This window comes from Vibrio sp. vnigr-6D03, assembly GCF_002835515.1.
Taxonomy (GTDB): domain Bacteria; phylum Pseudomonadota; class Gammaproteobacteria; order Enterobacterales; family Vibrionaceae; genus Vibrio; species Vibrio penaeicida.
The window spans coordinates 82,851-103,123 of record NZ_PIZL01000003.1 but is presented as its reverse complement, the minus strand read 5'-3'; the positions used below and the strand labels follow the sequence as shown (position 1 = coordinate 103,123).

The 20,273-nt window shown below is 42.5% G+C and carries 18 protein-coding genes; 8 read left to right on the top strand and 10 right to left on the bottom strand.

What is annotated here, in order from left to right; all coding sequences use genetic code 11:
• The first annotated feature begins 560 nt into the window (after positions 1-560).
• The 8 genes from nhaD (at position 561) to CW749_RS05095 (ending at position 11,700) form a co-directional block, all read left to right on the top strand.
• Positions 561-1,988, top strand: a complete 1,428-nt coding sequence (gene nhaD / locus CW749_RS05135; RefSeq protein ID WP_101110974.1) for a sodium:proton antiporter NhaD — start codon at positions 561-563, stop codon at positions 1,986-1,988.
• Between the two features lie 527 nt (positions 1,989-2,515).
• The gene (locus CW749_RS05125) at positions 2,516-3,520 is read left to right on the top strand and encodes a substrate-binding domain-containing protein (protein ID WP_101110972.1); all 1,005 of its coding nucleotides are present in this window, start codon (positions 2,516-2,518) and stop codon (positions 3,518-3,520) included.
• Positions 3,521-3,834: 314 nt separating this feature from the next.
• Positions 3,835-4,269, top strand: coding sequence for a hypothetical protein (locus CW749_RS05120; protein ID WP_101110971.1), 435 nt, complete (start codon positions 3,835-3,837; stop codon positions 4,267-4,269).
• Entirely contained in the window at positions 4,270-6,234 is a 1,965-nt protein-coding gene (locus CW749_RS05115; protein ID WP_101110970.1) for an OmpA family protein, read from the top strand.
• 16 nt (positions 6,235-6,250) lie between these two features.
• Complete coding sequence (locus CW749_RS05110; RefSeq protein ID WP_101110969.1) at positions 6,251-6,751, top strand: Rab family GTPase; 501 nt, start codon at positions 6,251-6,253, stop codon at positions 6,749-6,751.
• A 15-nt stretch (positions 6,752-6,766) separates the two neighbouring features.
• Complete coding sequence (locus tag CW749_RS05105) at positions 6,767-8,938, top strand: EAL domain-containing protein (protein WP_101110968.1); 2,172 nt, start codon at positions 6,767-6,769, stop codon at positions 8,936-8,938.
• Positions 8,939-9,139: 201 nt separating this feature from the next.
• Entirely contained in the window at positions 9,140-9,997 is an 858-nt protein-coding gene (locus CW749_RS05100) for an alpha/beta hydrolase-fold protein (RefSeq protein ID WP_101110967.1), read from the top strand.
• Between the two features lie 317 nt (positions 9,998-10,314).
• The gene (locus CW749_RS05095) at positions 10,315-11,700 is read left to right on the top strand and encodes a serine hydrolase domain-containing protein (RefSeq protein WP_101110966.1); all 1,386 of its coding nucleotides are present in this window, start codon (positions 10,315-10,317) and stop codon (positions 11,698-11,700) included.
• 94 nt (positions 11,701-11,794) lie between these two features.
• Here the strand turns inward: CW749_RS05095 and CW749_RS05090 are convergent, their stop codons facing one another.
• From CW749_RS05090 to galK, 10 genes are all read right to left on the bottom strand, one after another.
• Positions 11,795-12,130 carry a hypothetical protein gene (locus CW749_RS05090; protein ID WP_101110965.1) on the bottom strand — a complete coding sequence of 112 codons (336 nt, stop codon included), beginning with the start codon at positions 12,128-12,130 and terminating at the stop codon, positions 11,795-11,797.
• 26 nt (positions 12,131-12,156) lie between these two features.
• Entirely contained in the window at positions 12,157-12,471 is a 315-nt protein-coding gene (locus CW749_RS05085; protein WP_101110964.1) for a hypothetical protein, read from the bottom strand.
• A gap of 291 nt (positions 12,472-12,762) precedes the next feature.
• Entirely contained in the window at positions 12,763-13,104 is a 342-nt protein-coding gene (locus tag CW749_RS05080) for a hypothetical protein (RefSeq protein WP_101110963.1), read from the bottom strand.
• A 14-nt stretch (positions 13,105-13,118) separates the two neighbouring features.
• Positions 13,119-13,454, bottom strand: a complete 336-nt coding sequence (locus CW749_RS05075; protein ID WP_101110962.1) for a hypothetical protein — start codon at positions 13,452-13,454, stop codon at positions 13,119-13,121.
• Positions 13,455-13,647: 193 nt separating this feature from the next.
• Entirely contained in the window at positions 13,648-14,637 is a 990-nt protein-coding gene (locus CW749_RS05070; protein WP_101110961.1) for an Imm49 family immunity protein, read from the bottom strand.
• A complete protein-coding gene (locus CW749_RS05065) occupies positions 14,634-15,113 on the bottom strand; it encodes a hypothetical protein (RefSeq protein ID WP_101110960.1) in 480 nt (159 codons plus the stop codon). Before CW749_RS05065 ends, CW749_RS05070 begins: the two co-directional genes overlap by 4 nt.
• Positions 15,114-15,208: 95 nt before the next feature.
• Positions 15,209-16,186, bottom strand: coding sequence for an immunity 49 family protein (locus tag CW749_RS05060; protein WP_101110959.1), 978 nt, complete (start codon positions 16,184-16,186; stop codon positions 15,209-15,211).
• 576 nt (positions 16,187-16,762) lie between these two features.
• Positions 16,763-17,800: an Imm49 family immunity protein gene (locus tag CW749_RS05055; protein ID WP_237322339.1), complete on the bottom strand. Its 1,038-nt coding sequence runs from the start codon at positions 17,798-17,800 to the stop codon at positions 16,763-16,765.
• 282 nt (positions 17,801-18,082) lie between these two features.
• Positions 18,083-19,111, bottom strand: coding sequence for a galactose-1-epimerase (galM, locus tag CW749_RS05050; protein ID WP_101110958.1), 1,029 nt, complete (start codon positions 19,109-19,111; stop codon positions 18,083-18,085).
• Entirely contained in the window at positions 19,108-20,265 is a 1,158-nt protein-coding gene (galK, locus tag CW749_RS05045) for a galactokinase (protein WP_101110957.1), read from the bottom strand. Before galK ends, galM begins: the two co-directional genes overlap by 4 nt.
• Positions 20,266-20,273 lie beyond the last annotated feature (8 nt).

Sequence of the window (20,273 nt, the reverse complement as noted above, 5' to 3'; positions counted from 1 at the left end):
GGCGTTAAGTCTAATTTGTATCAACAAGCAGTTGAGATTATTTTTCTACTTCGTTTCGAATTCGGTTAAAAAGAAGACTTAATTGCAATATTTTAACCGAAATGTCATCTACAAAGATGCCAATCAGAATCCTTTGGTCGAACTAGAGGGGAAAGCCTTGACCATATGAAGTCTGTTAAATTTCATAAAAATGCATATAAATCCAGATGGAACGATAAGAAATAATAAAATTATCAGAACAAATAACGGCAAGAAAAACATCAAATGACGGACTTTATTGGAATCAGCACGTGATACCCAAGCTACATCACTTTTCTCAAACTTTAAGTTGTATAAAATATCCGCAATTGTGCATTGTTTAGATCCTTAATTGATTGTCGGAGTTACCTAACTTTTTCTTTCCTTTCCTGATTTCGACCAATTGTTTCTCGATTTAAACACCTGTGACAAAAACGACATAAAATAACCATAAGATGTGTTTTATCAGACCAATCCAATGCCTTCGGTCTAGGGTTGGTTGTAAACAAGCCATCTTTGAGTCTCAAGGAGTCGAGTAAGTGATGAGTGTTTTTTTACGCCTGTTGATTGTGTTTTTTGCTTTATTTTCTTTTCCAAGTTTTGCCGCCGAATCTTCCACCAGCTATACCTCTTCTGGTGTGGGCTATGCTGCGTTGATTATTTTTGGTTTTGCTTATTGCCTTGTCATGGCAGAAGAGTACCTGCAGCTTCGTAAGTCTAAGCCTGTACTTCTAGCGGCAGGTTTAATATGGATTATTATTGGGTTTGCGTTTCAAGCAGACGGTCAGATAGAAACCGCTAAACACGCCCTCGAACATAACTTGCTGGAATACGCGCAATTGCTGCTTTTCCTACTTGTTGCGATGACCTACATCAGCGCAATGGAAGAACGAAGATTGTTTGATGCGCTACAAGCATGGATGGTGAACAAAGGGTTCAACTTACGAACGCTTTTCTGGATCACCGGTATACTCTCGTTCTTTATCTCCCCTATTGCAGATAACTTAACCACCGCGCTTCTAATGTGTGCTGTTGTCATGAAAGTGGGCGGGAACAATACACGCTTTATCAATCTCGCCTGTATTAACATCGTTGTTGCCGCAAATGCAGGGGGCGCATTCAGCCCATTTGGCGATATCACAACCTTGATGGTTTGGCAGGCAGGGCTCGTTTCTTTCAGCCAATTCCTCACCTTGTTTATTCCTTCGGTTGCGAACTACGTTGTGCCTGCGGTTATTATGGCTTTCTTTATTCCGAAAGAGCAGCCAGACGCCATTAAAGAAGTGGTAGAACTTAAGCGCGGAGCAAGGCGCATTGTTGTGTTGTTTTTGCTTACCATTGCGACTGCAGTCGCATTCCACGGGTTCTTACACTTCCCTCCCGTAATTGGGATGATGATGGGTTTAGCCTATTTGCAATTCTTTGGATTTTTCCTTCGAAAAACATTGCCTATGTCTTTGGCGAAAAAGCGTGCCAAAGCTCAAGCCTCACACGATGAAGAAGCGCTGCGTAGGTTGGGGTCTGTTGTGCCGTTTGACGTGTTCCGACGTGTATCACATGCCGAGTGGGACACGCTCCTATTCTTCTACGGTGTTGTTATGTGTGTGGGTGGTTTAAGCCTAATCGGCTACCTCGGCATGGTTTCTGAAATTATGTACACACAATGGGATCCGGTATGGGCAAATATTATGGTAGGAATACTTTCTGCCATCGTAGATAACATTCCTGTCATGTTCGCTGTACTCACCATGCAACCAGAAATGACGCTCGGCAACTGGCTGCTTGTTACGTTAACTGCGGGTGTGGGTGGAAGCTTACTTTCTATAGGTAGTGCCGCTGGCGTAGCATTAATGGGTGCAGCACACGGAAAATACACCTTCTTTGGGCACCTAAAATGGGCGCCTGTCATCAGCTTAGGCTACATGGTGAGTATTGTGCTGCATCTTATGATCAACGGCTCGCTGTTCTAGGGTCTGTTGACCTTTCGAGATGATTTTTGCAGCAATTTGTGGGTGATTTATACAAGGCAGAGCTTATTCGGTGTAGTCGCTCTACATCAATGAGCGATAACGCAGTAGAAATAAGCCACAAATGCTGCCCGAAGGGTTCGTTTCTATGCCTTTTACTCTTTGTTGCAAGGTATTTGCTTAGAATGACTAGGCTACACACCTTGCGCCGCGATTAAAAGGCATAGAACTCGAACAAAATTTAACCACAAAAGGTCAACAGACCCTAGTCTGGCTAAATGTTTTAGTGAATCTGAATACTTGGATTTAACGATTTAGAACAGTTAAATACTCGAGTATCGCGGAACGTATTGAAAGGTGGCAGCCTGTTTGCCGCCTTTCAATTAAAAAATAATGTAAACGATTTACATTATTTTTTTGTTTCTATTTTAATGGATTACATTTTCAGCAGTGAAAAGTGGTGTTAAAAAATGTCTTTTGTTTCCATGATTAGTTACATTACTCACTCTCTTTCTATTCGGGCTCAGTAAATGGCAACCATCAAAGACGTCGCGAAAGCAGCTGGTGTATCTGTCGCCACCGTATCACGTGTGATCAATCGCTCACCGAAGGCGAGTACCAAAGCTATTGAATCGGTAAATATTGCCATGGCTCAGTTGGGGTATCGACCAAACGCAAATGCCCGCGCTTTGGTTAGTCAATCCACCAATACCATGGGCGTACTAGTAAGTGACGTCTCCGATCCTTTCTTTGGCACACTCATTAAAGCAGTAGATGATGTCGCTCATACACAAGGAAAACATTTGCTTATTGGCAATGGTTACCATAATGCTGATGAAGAACGGGAAGCCATCGAATTGCTGGTAAACAGCCGCTGCGAAAGCCTTGTGATTCACTCGAAAGGCCTAACCGACAAAGAATTATTAAGCTACACCCAAGAAGTTCGAGGGATGGTTCTGATCAACCGACAAATCCCTGAAATATCGCACCGTTGCATTGCCTTAGACAATTACAAAGGCGCTTATCTCGCCACTGAGTATTTGATTCGACACGGTCACACAAACATTGCATGTATTTCTTCTTCTCACCACATTGAAGATGTCGATGCTCGAATTTCAGGCTATCTTGCCGCTTTAAACGATCACAATATCGAACTTTCCGATAAATACATTGTGCATTGCAACCCCGATAGTGAAGGCGGTGAAGAAGCGATGACGCACCTGCTCACTCAATCCTTACCCATTACAGCCGTGTTTGCCTATAACGATTATATGGCGGCTGGCGCTATGTCTATTTTGGATGAAAATGGGCTCGATGTACCCGAAAACGTATCGGTGATCGGGTTTGATGACGGACCCATTGCTCGGTACTTAACACCGAAGTTGACCACTATTCGTTACCCTATCCAGATGATGGCAGAACAAGCCGCACGATTGTCGCTTGATTTGGCTAACGGGGAAACCGTACATACCGAACCCGTCATGTTATCCCCCACTCTAGTGAGAAGAAACTCTGTCGACAAAGTTCGCAGTTGATAACGCTCGCCGTCAGTAACGTGCGTGGTTAATAACGTGCGCGGTTAAAAAATCGTAGCCAACAAAGCTCGTCGTTGGTCAGTTCACTTGCACTTGAAATCAACGTATTTCATTGCAATCTAACGCATTGAGCTAACAGAAAAACGTCTGCTCCTTTAACGCTTTTACGCCTGCATCTCGTCCATACTCACATTTCTATCTATAAAATGGCACTCGTCGCCTCACTTATTTGATTAAATCTTAATCACCACATACGCTTAAAAATGATGTTTTTTCCAGATTGAGAGTAAGGTTAATCTAAATAGGGAGATTGTATGACCAAGCAATCAAAGAGCTCAACTGTAGAGGTTGAGCCTAAGAAAAATGATTCCGAGCAATTAGCGCAAATTCAACACCTTCTATTTGGTGAACGAGCTGAATCCATTGAAACCGCTATTGAGGATCTTTCTGAGCGAACAAATCAAACCTTCATACAGATAGAAAAAAAATTGGATGCCATTAATTTGCAAATCTCCAAGCTGGCAGATTCACTAGAAGGGCTCGCGCAAACAAGCCAGCAAAGCAACAGTAGCCTAGAGATGCACTTTACTCAGGAAGTGGGAGAATTATCTCAACAGCTGCATGATAAACACGAAGAAGCCCTCAATAAAATTGACAGTGTTTCGGAAGACCTGAAAAACAACAAAGCGGATAGAAAAACATTAGCGACATTGCTTTCTACCATGGCCGAAGATCTCGATGGGAATTAAATGATCAATCGGGACAATACGAAAATTGAGGAACTTCGTTCCTTAGTGCTTGGGGAGCAATACGAAAGCGCTCTTAATGATTACATAGATAACAATGACGAGACCAGCCGTGTGGCGGACGTCATCGTAGAAGCTATTAATCAAAGAAATCAAAAAGATAATAAGGTTACCGAAGAACTTTCGCCCATCATCGACAGTGCCATCGAAGTATCCATAAATAAAAACACCCAACGCTTTGCTGATATTCTTTATCCTGTCATCGGTGCTGCTGTGCGGAAATCGGTGAGTGCCACTTTCAACCAACTGGTTAACTCTCTCAATCAAGTTCTAACCCAAAACTTCAGTTTAAAATCCATCAAATGGCGCTATCAAGCATGGCGGCAAGGCATCAGTTACGCCCAATTTCTTTTGATGAAAACGTCTGTCTTTCAGGTGGAGCAGGTGCTCCTGATCCACCGAGAAACAGGGCTTCTACTGAATTCGGTCGCAAATGAAGGAACGGAAACCAGCGATCCAGAACTCGTTTCCAGTATGCTCACGGCCATTACTGACTTTGTATCCGACTCCTTTAGTAGCGACAGTAACGACACACTTGAAGGGGTTAGGCTTGGCGACTTACTGCTCAAGATTGAGGTTGCTCCTCATGTCATATTGGCCGCTGCGGTTAGAGGGATCCCAAATCAGCTGGTCGACACCACTATTTCCAAGACGGTCGAAAAAATCGAGCAAGATTTCTCCGACAAGCTAGTACACTTCAGTGGCGACAATGAAGAGTTTGCCTCTTCGGCTCCTCTGTTAGAAAGCTGCTTACTTAAAAACACACTCGAAGATAACGCAAAAGAGCGCTTTCCATGGCGGCTGTTTGCAGTGCTGCTGGTTTTCATTGTGGTCGGGTTATACAAGTTATTTGTTCATATTAACGTTAGCAACGAACATGAAATCACTCGTCAAGTCTTTGAATATGAACCTAATTACTTGATTGTCGAATCCATCATTCAGGACGAAAACATCGCCCTTTCTGTACTTCGTAAACCCGGTTCACGCGCGCCGAGTGACATCTTAGAAAATATTAACTACCTTCACACAACCCAAGCGATTGACGACAAAGTCGTTGATTTCAGTGAATCGGGTGAGTTACCTCAATACAACCTCACTATTATAGATGTGGTGAGGCATAACCTCATTTCTTCTCTAAGTGAGGGAGAATCCGCTCGAATTTGGCTATCTGATCGCACCGTTAATGTTTCTGGTGAGTTAAAGCCGAACACATTGGAACAACTCAAACGCTACATAACAAAAATAGACGACAGCCTTGCGCTATCTGTGCAAGGTGTAACCCTACTTCCCCCAGAGCCTACCGCTTCAGAACAAATGGAAAGGGAATTTCTCCGACAGCAACTCACAAGCTTGATTGGTGATGGCGAAGCTATCGCTTTCGCTTTTGAGCAGGATAAGGTGTCGCTATCAGGTGAAGTTTACCCAGAGACACTAGACAGCATTCGTCGCTATTTAAGCCGTAAGGAGTTAAGCCTTGATGTAGAAATGGCGGCTCTAACGACGCTTACAAAGTCACCCGACTTCCAAAAACAATATGACCAACTCTCTCTATTACTGAATCAAGTTCGGTTCCAATACGAGCTCAACGTGGTTACCCCCAAAAATGATAAATCAGAAATGGCGAGGTTTGTGAGCCAAGCGAAATCACTTATACAGCTCGGGGAAACACTTAATCCTCCACTTACGCCTATATTTATAGTGACGGGGTATTCCGACGATATTGGTTCCAAAGAAAGAAACATTCAGCTAAGCAAACAAAGGGCGTCCAATGTTAAACAAATCATGGTGAATAATGGCATCAATGAAAACCACATTATTACCCTAAATATCAGCAATATAGAGTCAACGGAAAGTATCTCATCCGCATTAAGAAGAGTCACCATAGATGTGATAAACAAGGATTTGTGAGCATAAGAGGCCACACATGAAAGCAAAGAAGATCTGCATGATTGGCGCGTTTGCCGTAGGGAAAACCAGTTTAGTGCGGCGTTTTGTCGAAAGTATTTTCACTGAAAAATATCACACGACAATTGGCGTAAAAATTTCGAAGAAATTTATCGATTCAACGCCCGAGCCTGTGCAACTGCTGGTTTGGGATATCGAAGGAAAAGACGTGTATACCAACATCAATGTTTCCTATTTGAGAGGAGCATCTGGCGCGATGTTGGTTGTCGATGGGACCCGCCCAGACAGCCTAGAAGTAGCCAACGAGCTAAGAACACTGATCCGTGACAACTGCAATGATATTCCCGTTGTATTGATGCTGAACAAATGCGACTTAGAAGACGATTGGGTTATCGGACCAGACAAAATAGCCACACTAGAACAAAAAGTCTCTACCTTGTTTAAATCCAGCGCAAAAGATGGAAAAAACGTTGATGAAGCGTTCCAAAAATTAGCCGAATTGATGTTGGAACGAGATTAAGCCGAGGACAACACCATGAACCACTTAGAAGCAGTATTGACGTCTTTAAACTATGTTGTCCTATTGCGAAACCAAGACAAGACCTTTACGTTATTGAACCCTTGCGCTAATTGGTTTAGTGAACTCTACTATGATCAAACCGAAACTAAGTTTGATGCTAACCTCATTGACCTGTGCCTTGCTTTTCCCTTCATCGAAAATTTTATCATTGATGCCGATTCCGTTTGGTGTAAGCCCAAATCAAAAGAATCTATCAGCTCTGGAGTCTGGACAGAATCCAATGCAGAAGGTGAAGAGATTCAACTGACTGCTATTGCTTCGAACAATAACGGTTGCAATCTACTTATTATCGAAAATCGAACCGAGCATTTCAAAGTAGAGCAAGACATGATGCAAAAGGCTCGGGACATTGCATTACTTAATGAAAAACTGGTTACAGAACTTAACCATAGGCAGCGAAACCTTCAATCGGACATTGCCCAATTATTTGATGAAAATGCCAGTATGAAAATCATTGGCGATGCGATCAAATCTGAACCCGCGGCCGTGATCATTTTCAACTCCAAGAGCAAAGTGCTTAACATCAATAATGAGTTTAAAAAGCTTTTCCAAATAGAGGATATCGCCAGCTCTCAGCCTTTGGCACTGCTTGAAAGATGGTGTGGAGAGGCAGAGCCCATTTATCCAGAAATGAACCGTGTTTTAACCGCAGGCTCTTATTGGGAAGGCGAGTTCTCCACGCGAACCATTAGAGAACAAAAACACTTTGTTCGGCTTAACATTGCCCCGATTAAAAACGAACGTCAGCAAGTGACACACTTTGTTTGTATCATCCACGATATTTCAAATCTTCGCCTAGATGAAAAGCACGACAGCACAAATTACACTGGGTTTGAATACACCACCCAACTGCCCAATCGGCGGTATTTTTGGCGGAAGATCCAAGAAAGGGACAAAGCATCTCGGAAAAACAAAACAACCTACTCCGTTTTGTATATCGACTTAGATTACTTTAAACGCATCAACGACAAATTTGGGTTTGAACAAGGAGACAATGTTCTAAAGCTCATTGGTTCGCGTATTTCGAGATGTGTAAAACAAAAAGACTTTGTTTCTCACCTTGGTGGTGATGAATTTACCATCATCGCGTTTGGTGCTGCCGAGCAGCTTAAACCCATGTCAGACAGGCTCCGTAGGTCGATCAGCGAACCCGTATTGATCGACGAAACGTCCGTTAGTATTACAGCCAGTATCGGTATTGCCACCATCGAGGATTCAATCAGCCTAGTGGAAGTGGTAAAACATTCTGATTTAGCCATGTCGTCGGCGAAAGAGCTAGGAAGAAACCAATGCCGCATTTACACCGAGCAGTTGGACCTTACGTTTTCTCTGAGGCTACAACGTGAACATGATATTCATGATGCGATTAAAAACGATGACTTTCATTTGCTATACCAACCTAAAACGAATGTTAATGCGAGTGATGAATTTAACGTTGAAGCACTTGTGCGCTGGGAACACAATACCGAAGGCACGATTTACCCTAATGACTTCATACCCATTGCCGAAGATTCGGGTCAAATCATTCCTTTAGGTCGTTGGGTTCTAGAACAAGCCTGCAACGATGCCAAAACGCTGCTTGAGAAAGGCATAAACATTCGAATGGCAGTGAATGTATCAACGAAACAGCTCAAGCACCCCGACTTCTTTAATCACGTAGTCAAGGCATTGGAGAAGAGTGGATTACCATCAGAGCATCTTGAGCTAGAAATAACAGAGAGTGGTTTGCTTGCGGATATAGACTCCATCCTTGATGTGCTGCATCAAATCCGACAACTCGGGGTCACCGTCGCGCTTGATGATTTCGGCACTGGCTTTTCTTCGCTCAACTACTTACGCCAAATGCCCGTTGATTTTATTAAGATAGACAAAGAATTTGTTGACGAATTGCCAGCCAATAATCAAAGCATGCTGATCACTACGTCTCTTATAGAACTCGCGCACAGCTTAAATCTTAAGGTGATTGCAGAAGGCGTTGAAACGCTAAAGCAACTCAAATGCCTCACCAATGTGAATTGCGACTACATTCAGGGTTACTACTTCTACAAGCCCCTTCCGTTTAAGCAACTGGAACTGGCTTACAAAACCGAAATGGATGAGAAGCGGATAGTAAAATCAAGCCCTTAGATTGTTAAGGGCGTATACTCAAACCCGTACAAACATTGGTTAATTGTTTGGGTTATCTTTGTATCTCTTTATTCGATCGCTCGTCGCATTTTTTCTATCTAATATGTAAACCATCAAGACAAACGCTTATATATCCAAATAATCTCATATTATTTATCGATAATTTCTATCGATACTCCTTCTAACATAAGAGGCGTAAATATGAATAAGTGGGTAAGTTTTCTTCTATTGTTTTGGGTATCCGCTGCCCAGTCATCAGACATGCTGCAATGGCCGGAAATAAAGCCTTTTACATTGACCTCGTCGGTGTTGGGTGAAGAGCGAAACGTGTGGGTTTCACTTCCAAATAGCTACAACGAAAACCCAACCAAACACTACCCTGTGATCTACACGACCGATGGCAAATACTTACTAAAGAATCTACAAGGTGCGATGTGGGCGCTAACAACTCGTGCTGATGTACCCGACGCAATTTTAGTTGGCGTTGAAAACCCTGACCTCACGCGCGCTAGAGACTTAACGCCTACCGTTGTGACCGGAGGCAACGTCCCTCCAGGTATTGTTACAGGACAAAGTCAGCAATTTGAACGATTTATTGTCGAAGAACTTGTTCCTTGGGTTAATCAAGAATATCGCACCGATGGATTTGATGTGCTGGCTGGTCATTCTTTTGGCGGGCTTTTCACACTTTCAAGCTTACTCTCCCCCAACGCGAGAGCAGTATTCGAAGGCTATGTAGCAATAGATCCTTCTTTGTGGTGGGATAATCAAATTATGGTAGAGCGGTTTGCGGACGCTGTAGCAAACTTCCCATCTAATCAACATATGGTCTACATTTCTGCTGCTTGGGAAGAGGACATTCCATCCGACATTATGGAGCTGTACATAGAACACATTGGTGGTATCGACTTGGTTTCTAAGATTATTTCTAATCAATTCACTATCAATTCCACCTACCAAATCGAAACCACTGAAACTCATCCGTCGGTAGTATACGACAGCTTGTTCCATGGTATTCGAGCTGTGTATCAATGTTACCCTTCTGTGTGTGCAAAATAGCTGCTCACACCTTGGGGAACTCTGGCTAAACTGAATGACTGTTTTGTGCCATTGAACCCCAATTAAAAATCAATCTAAATCCTAAGCCCCTATACCCAAGTAACCTCAAGATACTTGGGTATATATACAAGGGGCTTAGCAAAGTAAAAACGAACGACGTAACTCTTCAATCTTCAATCTTCAATCTTCAATCTTCAATCTTCAATAATTTACCAATTTTCAATAACCTATCAAAATTTGTAGTTTATAATTTCTCATCACTTTTGTAATATCCCTCCCAAAACACCCCTAGTGTTGTGGGGTACAAAGGATATTACATGCATTTATCAAAAAGTCATTTTGCTCTATTTTCTACTATAGCGATTACCGCAGGCTGTTCATCGACTCTCAATATAGAAAACCAACATTCAAAATTGGCTATGGAGAGCTACATTTCCAGCTACGGATCCAAGCTTGGAAAAGCGTGGGCTTTTAAAGGGGAAGCCTATGTTCTGAAAGAGGGTCGACCTTTATTTCATGTAAATACCGAATCAAACAAGCCAGAAAATTATCTTATTGGATCAATAACTAAATCACTGACTGCCGTGACCATTTTGAAGCTTGCGGATGAATATCAAATTGATGTTGATGCGCCCATTGGTGGCTACTGGACGACGTTACCGGAAAAATTCAAACCCTTAACGGTGACTCAGTTGCTCAGCCACACTTCAGGGCTGGGTGATATCCCAAGCCTATATGAAGAAAACGCAAGCAGTGAACCACAAGAAGTGTTCAAATCAATTGCCGCTTCACCTATTTATTTCGAACCAGGCAGTTATTACCAGTACTCTAATGCTGCTTACTATTTACTTGGGCTGTTCATTGAGGAAGTATCAGGTAAACCTTGGTTGGAATATATGGCTGAAAGCGTCCTAACCCCTGCTGGTTTGGATTCTATCGGCTTTTCCTCACCTTCTGTTATGGGCTGGACTCGCTTCGACAACCACTTGAAGCCCGCGAGTGAACCCTCTGTCGATATAGCTCAAGCAGCAGGTGCATTGCGCTCATCCAGTTCAGACCTTACGAAATTTGCGTACCAATTGACTCAATCGGATATTGTTACCCCGCAACAGTTCGAGTACCTGACAATGGATCACGTCAGTATTACTGAGGTTCAGCACGGCGCTGGGTTCAGCATTCAAGACATTGCAGGAATCAAAACCGTAGGGCATGGTGGAAAAATCCAAGGATTTACAAGCCGATTGCAGTTTGACTTAGGCGGAAAGTGCATTGCGGTTGTTCTTTCAAACAATGATCGTTTTAGCGCATCCAAAGTAGCAAAAGACTTGACCGAAATCTGTTTAACGGGCGAAAGCGTACCACCCGCGCAAGAACCGACTATTGTCGCCCCGAGCGACGCTCTAGTTAAAAGCATTGAGGGGAGTTATACCCTATCACCTCTGCCACAAGAAATTGTCGACCTACTTGGTGAAGAGTTGGTGAACCAAATATCCAAAATCTCACTCGCGCCGAAAGGAAAAGGGATTGAGTTGTCTAACGATGCCGGCGCACAACCGTCAGCGCTACTATTGGTAACAGACAAGAATGAACTTATCGAGTTCGACCACGGTATATCGATCAAAAGCCAAGATAATTTTGAAAACTTTATTCTTTCACAAGGTGGATTGGCAGTAGAGTATAAGAAAAATGAGAACCGTAAATAGCAGGCTGAACTAAGTAGACTGAGTCACTTTGTTAGAATGAAAATACAAATATAAAAAGAGAGGCTGTTTTCACCAGCCTCTCTTTCAAAGGTTTCTAAGGACAACCACTTAGTGGACAGATTTCAATCCAGCGTAAGTCTTCAGAGTTACCCCATAAGTGGCAGGTTCCTAGCCCTCTTACGTTCGCCAGCGTTTTATCGGCTGCAAACGCAGTTAGAACAAGAGAGGCGTGCACGCTATCTTTGTGGACAGAAAAGCGACCAGTCGTCGCGCAAGCAGGGCGATTAGATTCTGAGTTACCGGCGATATTAAACAAGATTGCATCATTAACCGACGCAATATGAACAATCTTTCCACCTTGGCTGTTTCCAACCGCGAACACTGAAGAACTAAACAATAAACCAAACAAGCCTAATAAATATTTATTCATTTCCATTTTCCCAATTGACGTTGATTTTAACCGGCTGGATCAAACTGAGTAACTATGCAGTACCCTGTCCCATTTTCCCGACCAGAGACATAAACGGTTCCTGATGTTTTACCTGCTGCCCATGCTGTTAACACAACAGAAGAAATTGCCGTATATTCCTGATTTATTTTCATCCAGCCATAGGGTGAACCCGCGCATTTCGAAGGTAACCCTGAATCCATCATAATCATAATGCCTGACGTCACAGCGGTAAGGTTACTGATTTTTCCCGACTTGTAATGACCGGAAGCAAATGCGCCAAACGGTAGAATCAATAGAACGAGCCAAGCCAACTTTTTCATAAATACCCTTATTAATGTGTAATACATACTCAAACCACCTCAAGGTGCAGGATTCAGAGCTCTATCTTCTGTGTCAGTTCAAGGAGAAGAATGCAGTGGAATGACGAATCCTTTCCAAGTTCTTTGACGATGAAATGGGACAGAAGATGAGCTCCCAAGGGCGAGTTTGCTTGACTTTCATGCCGCGTTACCAATTATTGATTTAGAACCACTAGATCTGCAAATTGGTGTCTTGCCTGAAAACCAAGCAACTCTCGCTGAACCTAGCACCTTGAGGTGGTTTGAGTATATTTAACCAACTCTATGAACACGAATATACCCGTGAGCACAATCTCCCCTCGCATCAAACCCTATATTCACGTTCTCTTTTGATGCATAAGCCGTTAATAATCGAGAAAGTAACATTTGTCTTCTATCACTCGGTACCGTATCCGGAATAACAAAATAGTTAGGTTTACAAGTTGGGTGAGATTTAGGTTGATTCTCTAACGTTAAATATATGTAGTCGCCATCCGTATATACAAAAACACCTTTAAGAACACCAGTCATATTCGAGTTATAATGCGCAAAAGCTGTTCCGCTCGCAAATATCAATAATACCGATTGCAATACAATGAATATCCATTTCTTCATAATTTACCTACTATTTAAAAATACGTTTGTTGAAGTGCAATAAATGCCCCTTCGCAACTGCCATCTTCCGAGTGAATTCGGACCTTTTTACCCGAAATCTGCGCAGCCATAGCAACACTTAACACTTTATCGATAAACTCAGGGCTATGGCGGCTGAATGTGAAGCGGGCAATGCCATTGCAATCTTTGTTTAGGTGGGTAGCGCTATCATTGAAATAAATACGAAGAGATTTGTCTGTTTTAAAATCGTAAACTTTGACCCCTTTTAACGTACCAAAACCGATATCTTTTGCATTAACAACAGGCGCTAGAAAACTTAACACCAATAAAATTATTGGAATTATTTTCATAATTATCACTCTTTAAATTTAAGAAAGTTAATTAATTCTAATCATTAGTTTGTATTGAGAGAAATGTTTATTACTTTGGATAAACAAATATCCCTTCAATTGAACAACTCCACCACCCTGTATGGTTTGAAATCTCTTTTTCAATATCTATCCTTGAATTAAAGAGGCTTGCTTCCACAAGCCTCTTTTCCTTTTATTGGTTGCCTAATACGTGTTCCAGATCGAACACGGGTGGGTTGGCGAGTACTTCCTCACGGGTGGGGCCTTCGCCTTTGATGACCCATTCTGGAATATAGTCACTTTGGAAGGAGACCGTTTTCCCTGTGTGCCGATAATGTACCGCAAGAAACGCCATAATGTGATGATGGATGTATGCGCGTGGTCCGAATAGTTTTTGGGATTCAGAACCTTTTTTCGCTCCGGGTTCAGGTGCGATGTTTGCGTGATATTCATAATTAGCATCCATTGCAGCTCTTACTGTAGTATCCAAATCCGTTTTATCATAACCCCAAGAGTGCGCAACAATGCTGTAGAGCGGCATAAATAGGAACTGATAATAGCGCTCTACAAATACTTCAGATTTCGATTCAATTACACCCATTTGCAAATACGGATACAAATTATCCATCAAAGCATCACGAACGCTTTTATCTTGCTCGTTTGCGAAATACGCCTTAAATAAATCAAAGAAAGCTTCACATACATCAGGAACTGGTGACGTCATACCGCCTTTAAAGTCGGAGAAAGTAAAGTCTAAAATCTCCTGCTCCCCTTCTTTATAACCAAGTAAAGTGTTAAAGCACAGACTGGTTAAGTAAAACTCCACACTTAGATGCTTATACTCACCAGAGCGTAAGGTGAGCTCTCGCCCCAAACTCGTTACTATAACTTCATTACCTGAATAACGTTGCATCCGAAGCACCATTTGATGAGCTTCTGCAACACGAGCAAGAATGTAATTCGAATGTAATCGAGGCACTTCAAGTATTAGGGACTTAGACCAGTAGCTAAAAAGATCATGTGCACCAAAATCAATAGCATTCTGATACAAATCTGCTGTAAATATTTCATCAAAGTCACCATGAAGATAAGCAATATCATCACAGAGAGATTTAGTATCGTTTTCCTGACGAGATTGTTGATTAATCAACTGCTTAAAATGATGTTTATTGATATCTATCATAACGGTAAAACCTCGGAGCGTTCCTGCTTATAATCGGTGATGGTTAGTTTGCCTAACTGTCCATTAGAGTCAATTCGCTGATGAACAACTTTATACGTTAATTTGCCTCTTTGAGCTGCGCTTTTAATTAAACGTAATGTCTCTTTCAAGCCCACATCACCTGTTAGAGCAAGTTTCTCTTCCATATGCCTCAACATACTTTGCGTGTAGCGAGAATGCCCCTGCTCAAAGCGCTCATCACCAACCTTGTGAGAGGATTTACTTGGCGTTGCATTTACCCCAGCTTTTGCCTCCACTATCGTGACTTTGCCGTTGCCGTCGACATAAATTTGGTCGAACTGGTAGTTGCCGCCGTTTTTCTGCCCCGTTGCTACGGTAGCCAATGGTCTGCCCCAACCTTTGTCTGATGCAACTTGCTCCGCTGCTTCTCCTAATTTCAGAAGCGCAAAACCTATCTTTGACCATAAGAGAGACATAGGGCTATTTCATGGGTAGGTAATCTAAACAGTATTCCCATGAAAATATGACTGCGTAAATAGAAAGAGGCTTGCTTTCACAAGCCTCTTTTCCTTTATTGGTTGCCTAATACGTGTTCCAGATCGAATATGGGTGGATTGGCTAGAACCTCTTGAATAGTTGGTCCTTCGTTTTTGATGATCCATTCCGGTAAATATGGACTATCGAAGCTCATCGTCTTACCCGTTTGTTCAAAATACACAGCAAGCAAGGCGATGATTTTGTCGTAGAACATGGCATCAACATCACCCAAGTCCAGTGATTTTTCGCCATTCGGCTGTCCTTTTTCAGGAACAAGATACGCAAAGTAATGGTAGTTTTTATCCATCGCTTCTAATACGGTTCGCTCGACGCTTTCGTGGTTGCCTTGCCAAATCGCTTCAATAATGTCTACCAGTGGGGTGTAGAGCGAGTGAACGCGGTTCTCGATTTCTCGCTCCACAATGGCGTTAATAGTACCAAGCTCACCTATTGCTCGAACACTGTTCAATGCTTCAGCCCTTATTTGAGGGTCTGTTTCATCGCTATAAAACACCTTAAAAAACTCAAAATAGATATTGTTCACTCGTCTAAACGGTTCATCGAAGTACGTCCCGAGAATCTCCTGCTCTACAAGGCACAGCTCTTTTACCCCTTCGTCATTACGAATCATTGCATTCGCGCTCACCGCGTCCATCCAATCATAAAACCCGTAAGAGCCCTTTGCTGGTTCAAGCTCCATTGATGTGTCGAGAAACTCTAACCGGAAATACGGTTGTTTTCCTCGATATAGGATGGAACGAAACGCCATCCAACCTGCTTGCGCTGAACAATATTGCATGAAGCGAGTGTAATTTTTGTCTAGAGACAGGAGTATTGACACAATTACACCACTCTTATACCTATTACCGTATGATTCCAAAGAACCAACTTCAGAGAGCAAATCTAATTCATTACTCTCATCATGAAGATCATTCACAGGAATTAACCAAACTTGAATCTCTAGGTTTCTGTCGTCATCAACAGAAAGTGCTCGATGATGTTTATTTCTCATTACTTAGTCCAACAGACATATTATTCGGGCTTCTTAAGGGTAAACGTATCTACTACAACATTACCCAATGTACTATTTGAATTTACCACTTGAGTGACCATTTTGAATTGGACGTTTCCTCGATCAAGTGCTTTTCTCATTTTAGAAGTTTCTGCTATGAATTTTAAACGCTTTTCTGCTGGCCATTGCTTGATTTCATTACCTATAGCAAACCTCTCATACTTCTTAAGTGTTGCATCGGCGTGCTCCCAAGTACCCTGTTCGTATTTCTTACCATCACTCCAATCGCAGCGGCTTTTGAAGGCGGTAGACGACCACTACCCTTGTATTCCACAATTGTCGGCGGATCCAAATATATATCATCAAACTGATCTTTTTTGTCATTTAGGTTTATTCATAGACCGAAGGAATAAGTCAACCATTCACTTTAAATAAAGCTTCTAGTTTGAGGGGATTTCATAGGTAGGTAACTTAAAAAGTTTAGAAAGGAAATGTGGTTGTGTGTATAAAAAGAGGCTTGCTTTCACAAGCCTCTTTTCCTTTTATTGATTTTCCAGATTAAAATTTAGATATTGGTTAATAGTCGTCACCAAACACTTCGGCTTTACTTTTGTAACCTTTGGAAATATCTCCCTTTACCATCCACTCAGGAACATAAAAGGTATCTACACTTGGTTCCAACCCCCAGCGGTGATAAGCCAAAGAAGCAAGACCTGTAATCAACCACGCAATCCATTGTTCACTGTCGTAAGCATTAAGACCATCTATATCATTATCGGTAATCTCATCGGGTCTGGTGTAGCGCCCCCAAAAAGCTTTGTGGTCTTCTACCGCTGATTTAAGCTTTTCGGGATACAGTGTTTCTCTTTGAGAACAGAACATGGCGTGGATCAGCGAGATTATAGGCAAATATCGGTATTGCACTTCATCTACGCGCTGATCATTGTTTCTTCTGGTTCTGCCTATTGCTTCAGGTTGGAATACCTTTTCTGCCGCATCTTTTAATAGGTTGTCCATATCTGCGTCGGGGTACATCACTCCCTTTAATAGCCGTAACATGGCTTTATCGAATTGCTTGTCGTTGCTATTCGCTGTGTGAATATCTTTATCAATAAAGTATTCATCCATTTGGCAAAGCTCAAATACCCCATTGTAATCTTGTAATATCAGCGCTACTGAAAATATCCGTACCCAGTCATCTAAGCCTAGGTAGGCATCAAATTCCTTACCTACCGCTGGGTAAGAGTGCTGGTTGACGTTAATCGGCACAGATTGCCCCGCATTAAAGTTCAAACGATAAAACGTTTGACCGAAGTGGTAAATCAGCTTCAAATGCCATTCCAAGTAAGCATTGGGGTCCCCTCGCATTGCGCGTTCACACAACAATTCGAAATGTGGCTTCACCTGCGAGATAGCTTTCATTTGATAGGATTTCATCTCTACCCCTTCTAAATCCTCCTTCAGGTAAGGCTTGGACTGATCAATTGTTGCCGTCAACCTTTCAAGCATTGTAGGAGGCATACGCTCTTCTGGTAAATTTAGCGCTGCCACTTCTGAATCAATTTTCTTCCTGATTTCTAGATAATGGTGATCAATAAAATGTTTATCTGTCATCCGCTTTCAAATGCCTTCTCTTTATACTGGATAGTAGTGCCATTGGGTTTTAACGAACCATCTGGGTTGAGCAGCGTTTTAATTTTTATGAATGACGCCGTCTTTTTATGTTCTTCCAATTTACGCAAGGTTTCATTGTGTGCGCTCAATTCGTCTAGGTCAAAAGTTAGACGTATATTATGTGCAATCTCATTGTTTTAAGGTTTTTTTATAAACGGTTAAACAGGGAGACATTTCTATATCAGCTCTGGCTTATCTTAATCTGAGTGCATGAGCTTTTACTCAAAACACAAATTGAAATGACGTGGTATTTAGATAGGATTCACCTGCTTTTAATAAGCAAGCAGACAAATTTCGATTTGGAGAATTAGGCAGGCACTGAGTTTCAAGAGCAATACCGCTGTGAATATTATATGCTTCCTCTTTTCCTATCGTACCTGCAAGATAGTTTCCGCTGTAGACTTGAATCGCTTCTTGGTTCGTCGAAATATTCAACGCTACTGCGGAATCAGAAGATATTAATGAACACGCTTTTGTCAGAATTGGCTGTTCTTGATTAGCGCTTTCAATTGAGCCTTTAAGAATAAAAGAGTGATCGTACCCTCCGACTTTTTGTTGATGTTCATCGAGTAACAAATCCTGCTTAATACTTTTTGTAGTATGAAAATCAAAGCCCGTTCCTATAACACTCAACGGTTCCGATTCTGGAATGCCTTCTGCATTGACGGGTAAGTATTCATCGGCATGAACATTTAGCTTGTGGTTAAGGATGTCGCCCTGCCCATCCAAATTAAAATAGGCATGGTTAGTTAAGTTAACAATCGTGTCGCCATTGGAGTGCGCCGAATATTCGATGAGCAGCCGATTATCTTCACACAGCTCATACTTTGCTTTTACCTGAATCTGAGCAGGAAAACCCTGATCGCCATCAGAAGACACCAGCGACAATACAACACACTGGCTGTTGTTATGCTCAATGCGCCAGCGTCTTTTATCGAACCCTTCTGCACCACCATGCAAACTATGTGGTGCTTGGTTTTGCGAAACTTGGTATTCCTTATCATTCAGTGTAAAGCGCCCATTTTCGATACGATTTGCATAGCGCCCGACGCTAGCGCCGAAGTACGCAGTCTGGCGATAGAAATCATCCATGTCGTTTACGCCTAAAACCACGTCCCGCGGGCCACTTTCTAGGGGTAAAACACAGGTTAACCATGTTGCTCCGATGTCCATCACAAACACCGACATGCCTTGTGAATTGGTCAATGTGACCACCTTGGGTGGCTTACCGTCTCTTGCTATTCCTTTCATAGCTCAACGACCGACGTGCCAGATTCGGCAGAGCATACGTGCAGCTCGGCATGTAGCCCGAATTTATCAAAATAACTGGGGATCACGTCTTTCTGAATAAGTGGAATGGCTTCTTTAGGGGCAAGTGCAATAACACAGCCACCAAAGCCTCCACCCGTCATTCTTACGCCACCCGTGCTCCCTATCAAATCGTCGATTTTAGCCACCAAGTAATCAATTTCTGGAATAGTGATTTCAAAATCTTCTTTCATCGAACGATGGGATTCGCGCATCAGTGCAGACAGTGCTTCGACGTTACGCTGTTTCAACGCTAAACTGGCGGATACCGTTCTTTCGTTTTCAGTGATCACGTGCTTTGCTCGGCGATAAACCACGTCGCTTAGCTGATCTTTAGCAAAGTACAATTGCTGTTCTGATACGTCTCTCAAAGCCGGAACATCGAAGAATTTTGCGGCTTCTTCGCATTGTTGGCGTCGCGTGTTGTATTCGCTGTCTACCAAGCCACGCTTCTTGTTGGAGTTGATGATTAGAACCCCCAATTCGTCTGGCAACGAGATTGGCAACGTTTCTAATGTTCGGCAATCGATAAGCAGTGCACTGCCCTCTTTGCCCTTTGCTGAAATCAACTGATCCATGATGCCGCAATTACAGCCTACAAACTGGTTTTCGGCTTCTTGTCCGTTAAGCGCAATGTCTTGTTCGTCAATATCGAGGCCGTAGATCTCAGACATGGTTTTACCAATCGCGACCTCCAGTGACGCAGAAGAACTCAATCCTGTTCCTTGGGGGATGTTGCCTGAAATCACCAGATCTGCCCCCTGAAATACGTACCCACGATGGCGTAAATGCAGTACAACGCCACGAATGTAGTTCGACCACATTTTATTTGGCTCATTTAATATCGGTTCTACGATATTGAACTCGTCGTATTCACTGCCATAATCCAACGCAACGACTTTTATTAAGTTGTCTTCGCGCTTTTTGGCTGCCACTACCGTTTGATAGTTGATGGCACATGGCAACACAAACCCATCATTATAATCGGTGTGTTCACCTATCAGGTTTACTCGCCCAGGAGCTTGAATTAAGTAACTAGGTTCTTGCTCAAACGCATCGATAAACGAATGTTGTACGTGTTTCACCAGTTCGTTCATGTTTTCTC

Bases quoted from the DNA above. Each gene is read 5' to 3' on its own strand.
- CW749_RS05080 (WP_101110963.1), bottom strand. From the start codon at position 13,104: ATGAAGAAATGGATATTCATTGTATTGCAATCGGTATTATTGATATTT.
- CW749_RS05065 (WP_101110960.1), bottom strand. From the start codon at position 15,113: ATGTCTCTCTTATGGTCAAAGATAGGTTTTGCGCTTCTGAAATTAGGA.
- CW749_RS05060 (WP_101110959.1), bottom strand. From the start codon at position 16,186: ATGAGAAATAAACATCATCGAGCACTTTCTGTTGATGACGACAGAAAC.
- galK (WP_101110957.1), bottom strand. From the start codon at position 20,265: ATGAACGAACTGGTGAAACACGTACAACATTCGTTTATCGATGCGTTT.
- CW749_RS05070 (WP_101110961.1), bottom strand. From the start codon at position 14,637: ATGATAGATATCAATAAACATCATTTTAAGCAGTTGATTAATCAACAA.
- nhaD (WP_101110974.1), top strand. From the start codon at position 561: ATGAGTGTTTTTTTACGCCTGTTGATTGTGTTTTTTGCTTTATTTTCT.
- CW749_RS05120 (WP_101110971.1), top strand. From the start codon at position 3,835: ATGACCAAGCAATCAAAGAGCTCAACTGTAGAGGTTGAGCCTAAGAAA.
- CW749_RS05095 (WP_101110966.1), top strand. From the start codon at position 10,315: ATGCATTTATCAAAAAGTCATTTTGCTCTATTTTCTACTATAGCGATT.
- CW749_RS05125 (WP_101110972.1), top strand. From the start codon at position 2,516: ATGGCAACCATCAAAGACGTCGCGAAAGCAGCTGGTGTATCTGTCGCC.
- CW749_RS05110 (WP_101110969.1), top strand. From the start codon at position 6,251: ATGAAAGCAAAGAAGATCTGCATGATTGGCGCGTTTGCCGTAGGGAAA.
- CW749_RS05090 (WP_101110965.1), bottom strand. From the start codon at position 12,130: ATGAATAAATATTTATTAGGCTTGTTTGGTTTATTGTTTAGTTCTTCA.
- CW749_RS05085 (WP_101110964.1), bottom strand. From the start codon at position 12,471: ATGAAAAAGTTGGCTTGGCTCGTTCTATTGATTCTACCGTTTGGCGCA.
- CW749_RS05075 (WP_101110962.1), bottom strand. From the start codon at position 13,454: ATGAAAATAATTCCAATAATTTTATTGGTGTTAAGTTTTCTAGCGCCT.
- CW749_RS05115 (WP_101110970.1), top strand. From the start codon at position 4,270: ATGATCAATCGGGACAATACGAAAATTGAGGAACTTCGTTCCTTAGTG.
- galM (WP_101110958.1), bottom strand. From the start codon at position 19,111: ATGAAAGGAATAGCAAGAGACGGTAAGCCACCCAAGGTGGTCACATTG.
- CW749_RS05105 (WP_101110968.1), top strand. From the start codon at position 6,767: ATGAACCACTTAGAAGCAGTATTGACGTCTTTAAACTATGTTGTCCTA.
- CW749_RS05100 (WP_101110967.1), top strand. From the start codon at position 9,140: ATGAATAAGTGGGTAAGTTTTCTTCTATTGTTTTGGGTATCCGCTGCC.
- CW749_RS05055 (WP_237322339.1), bottom strand. From the start codon at position 17,800: ATGACAGATAAACATTTTATTGATCACCATTATCTAGAAATCAGGAAG.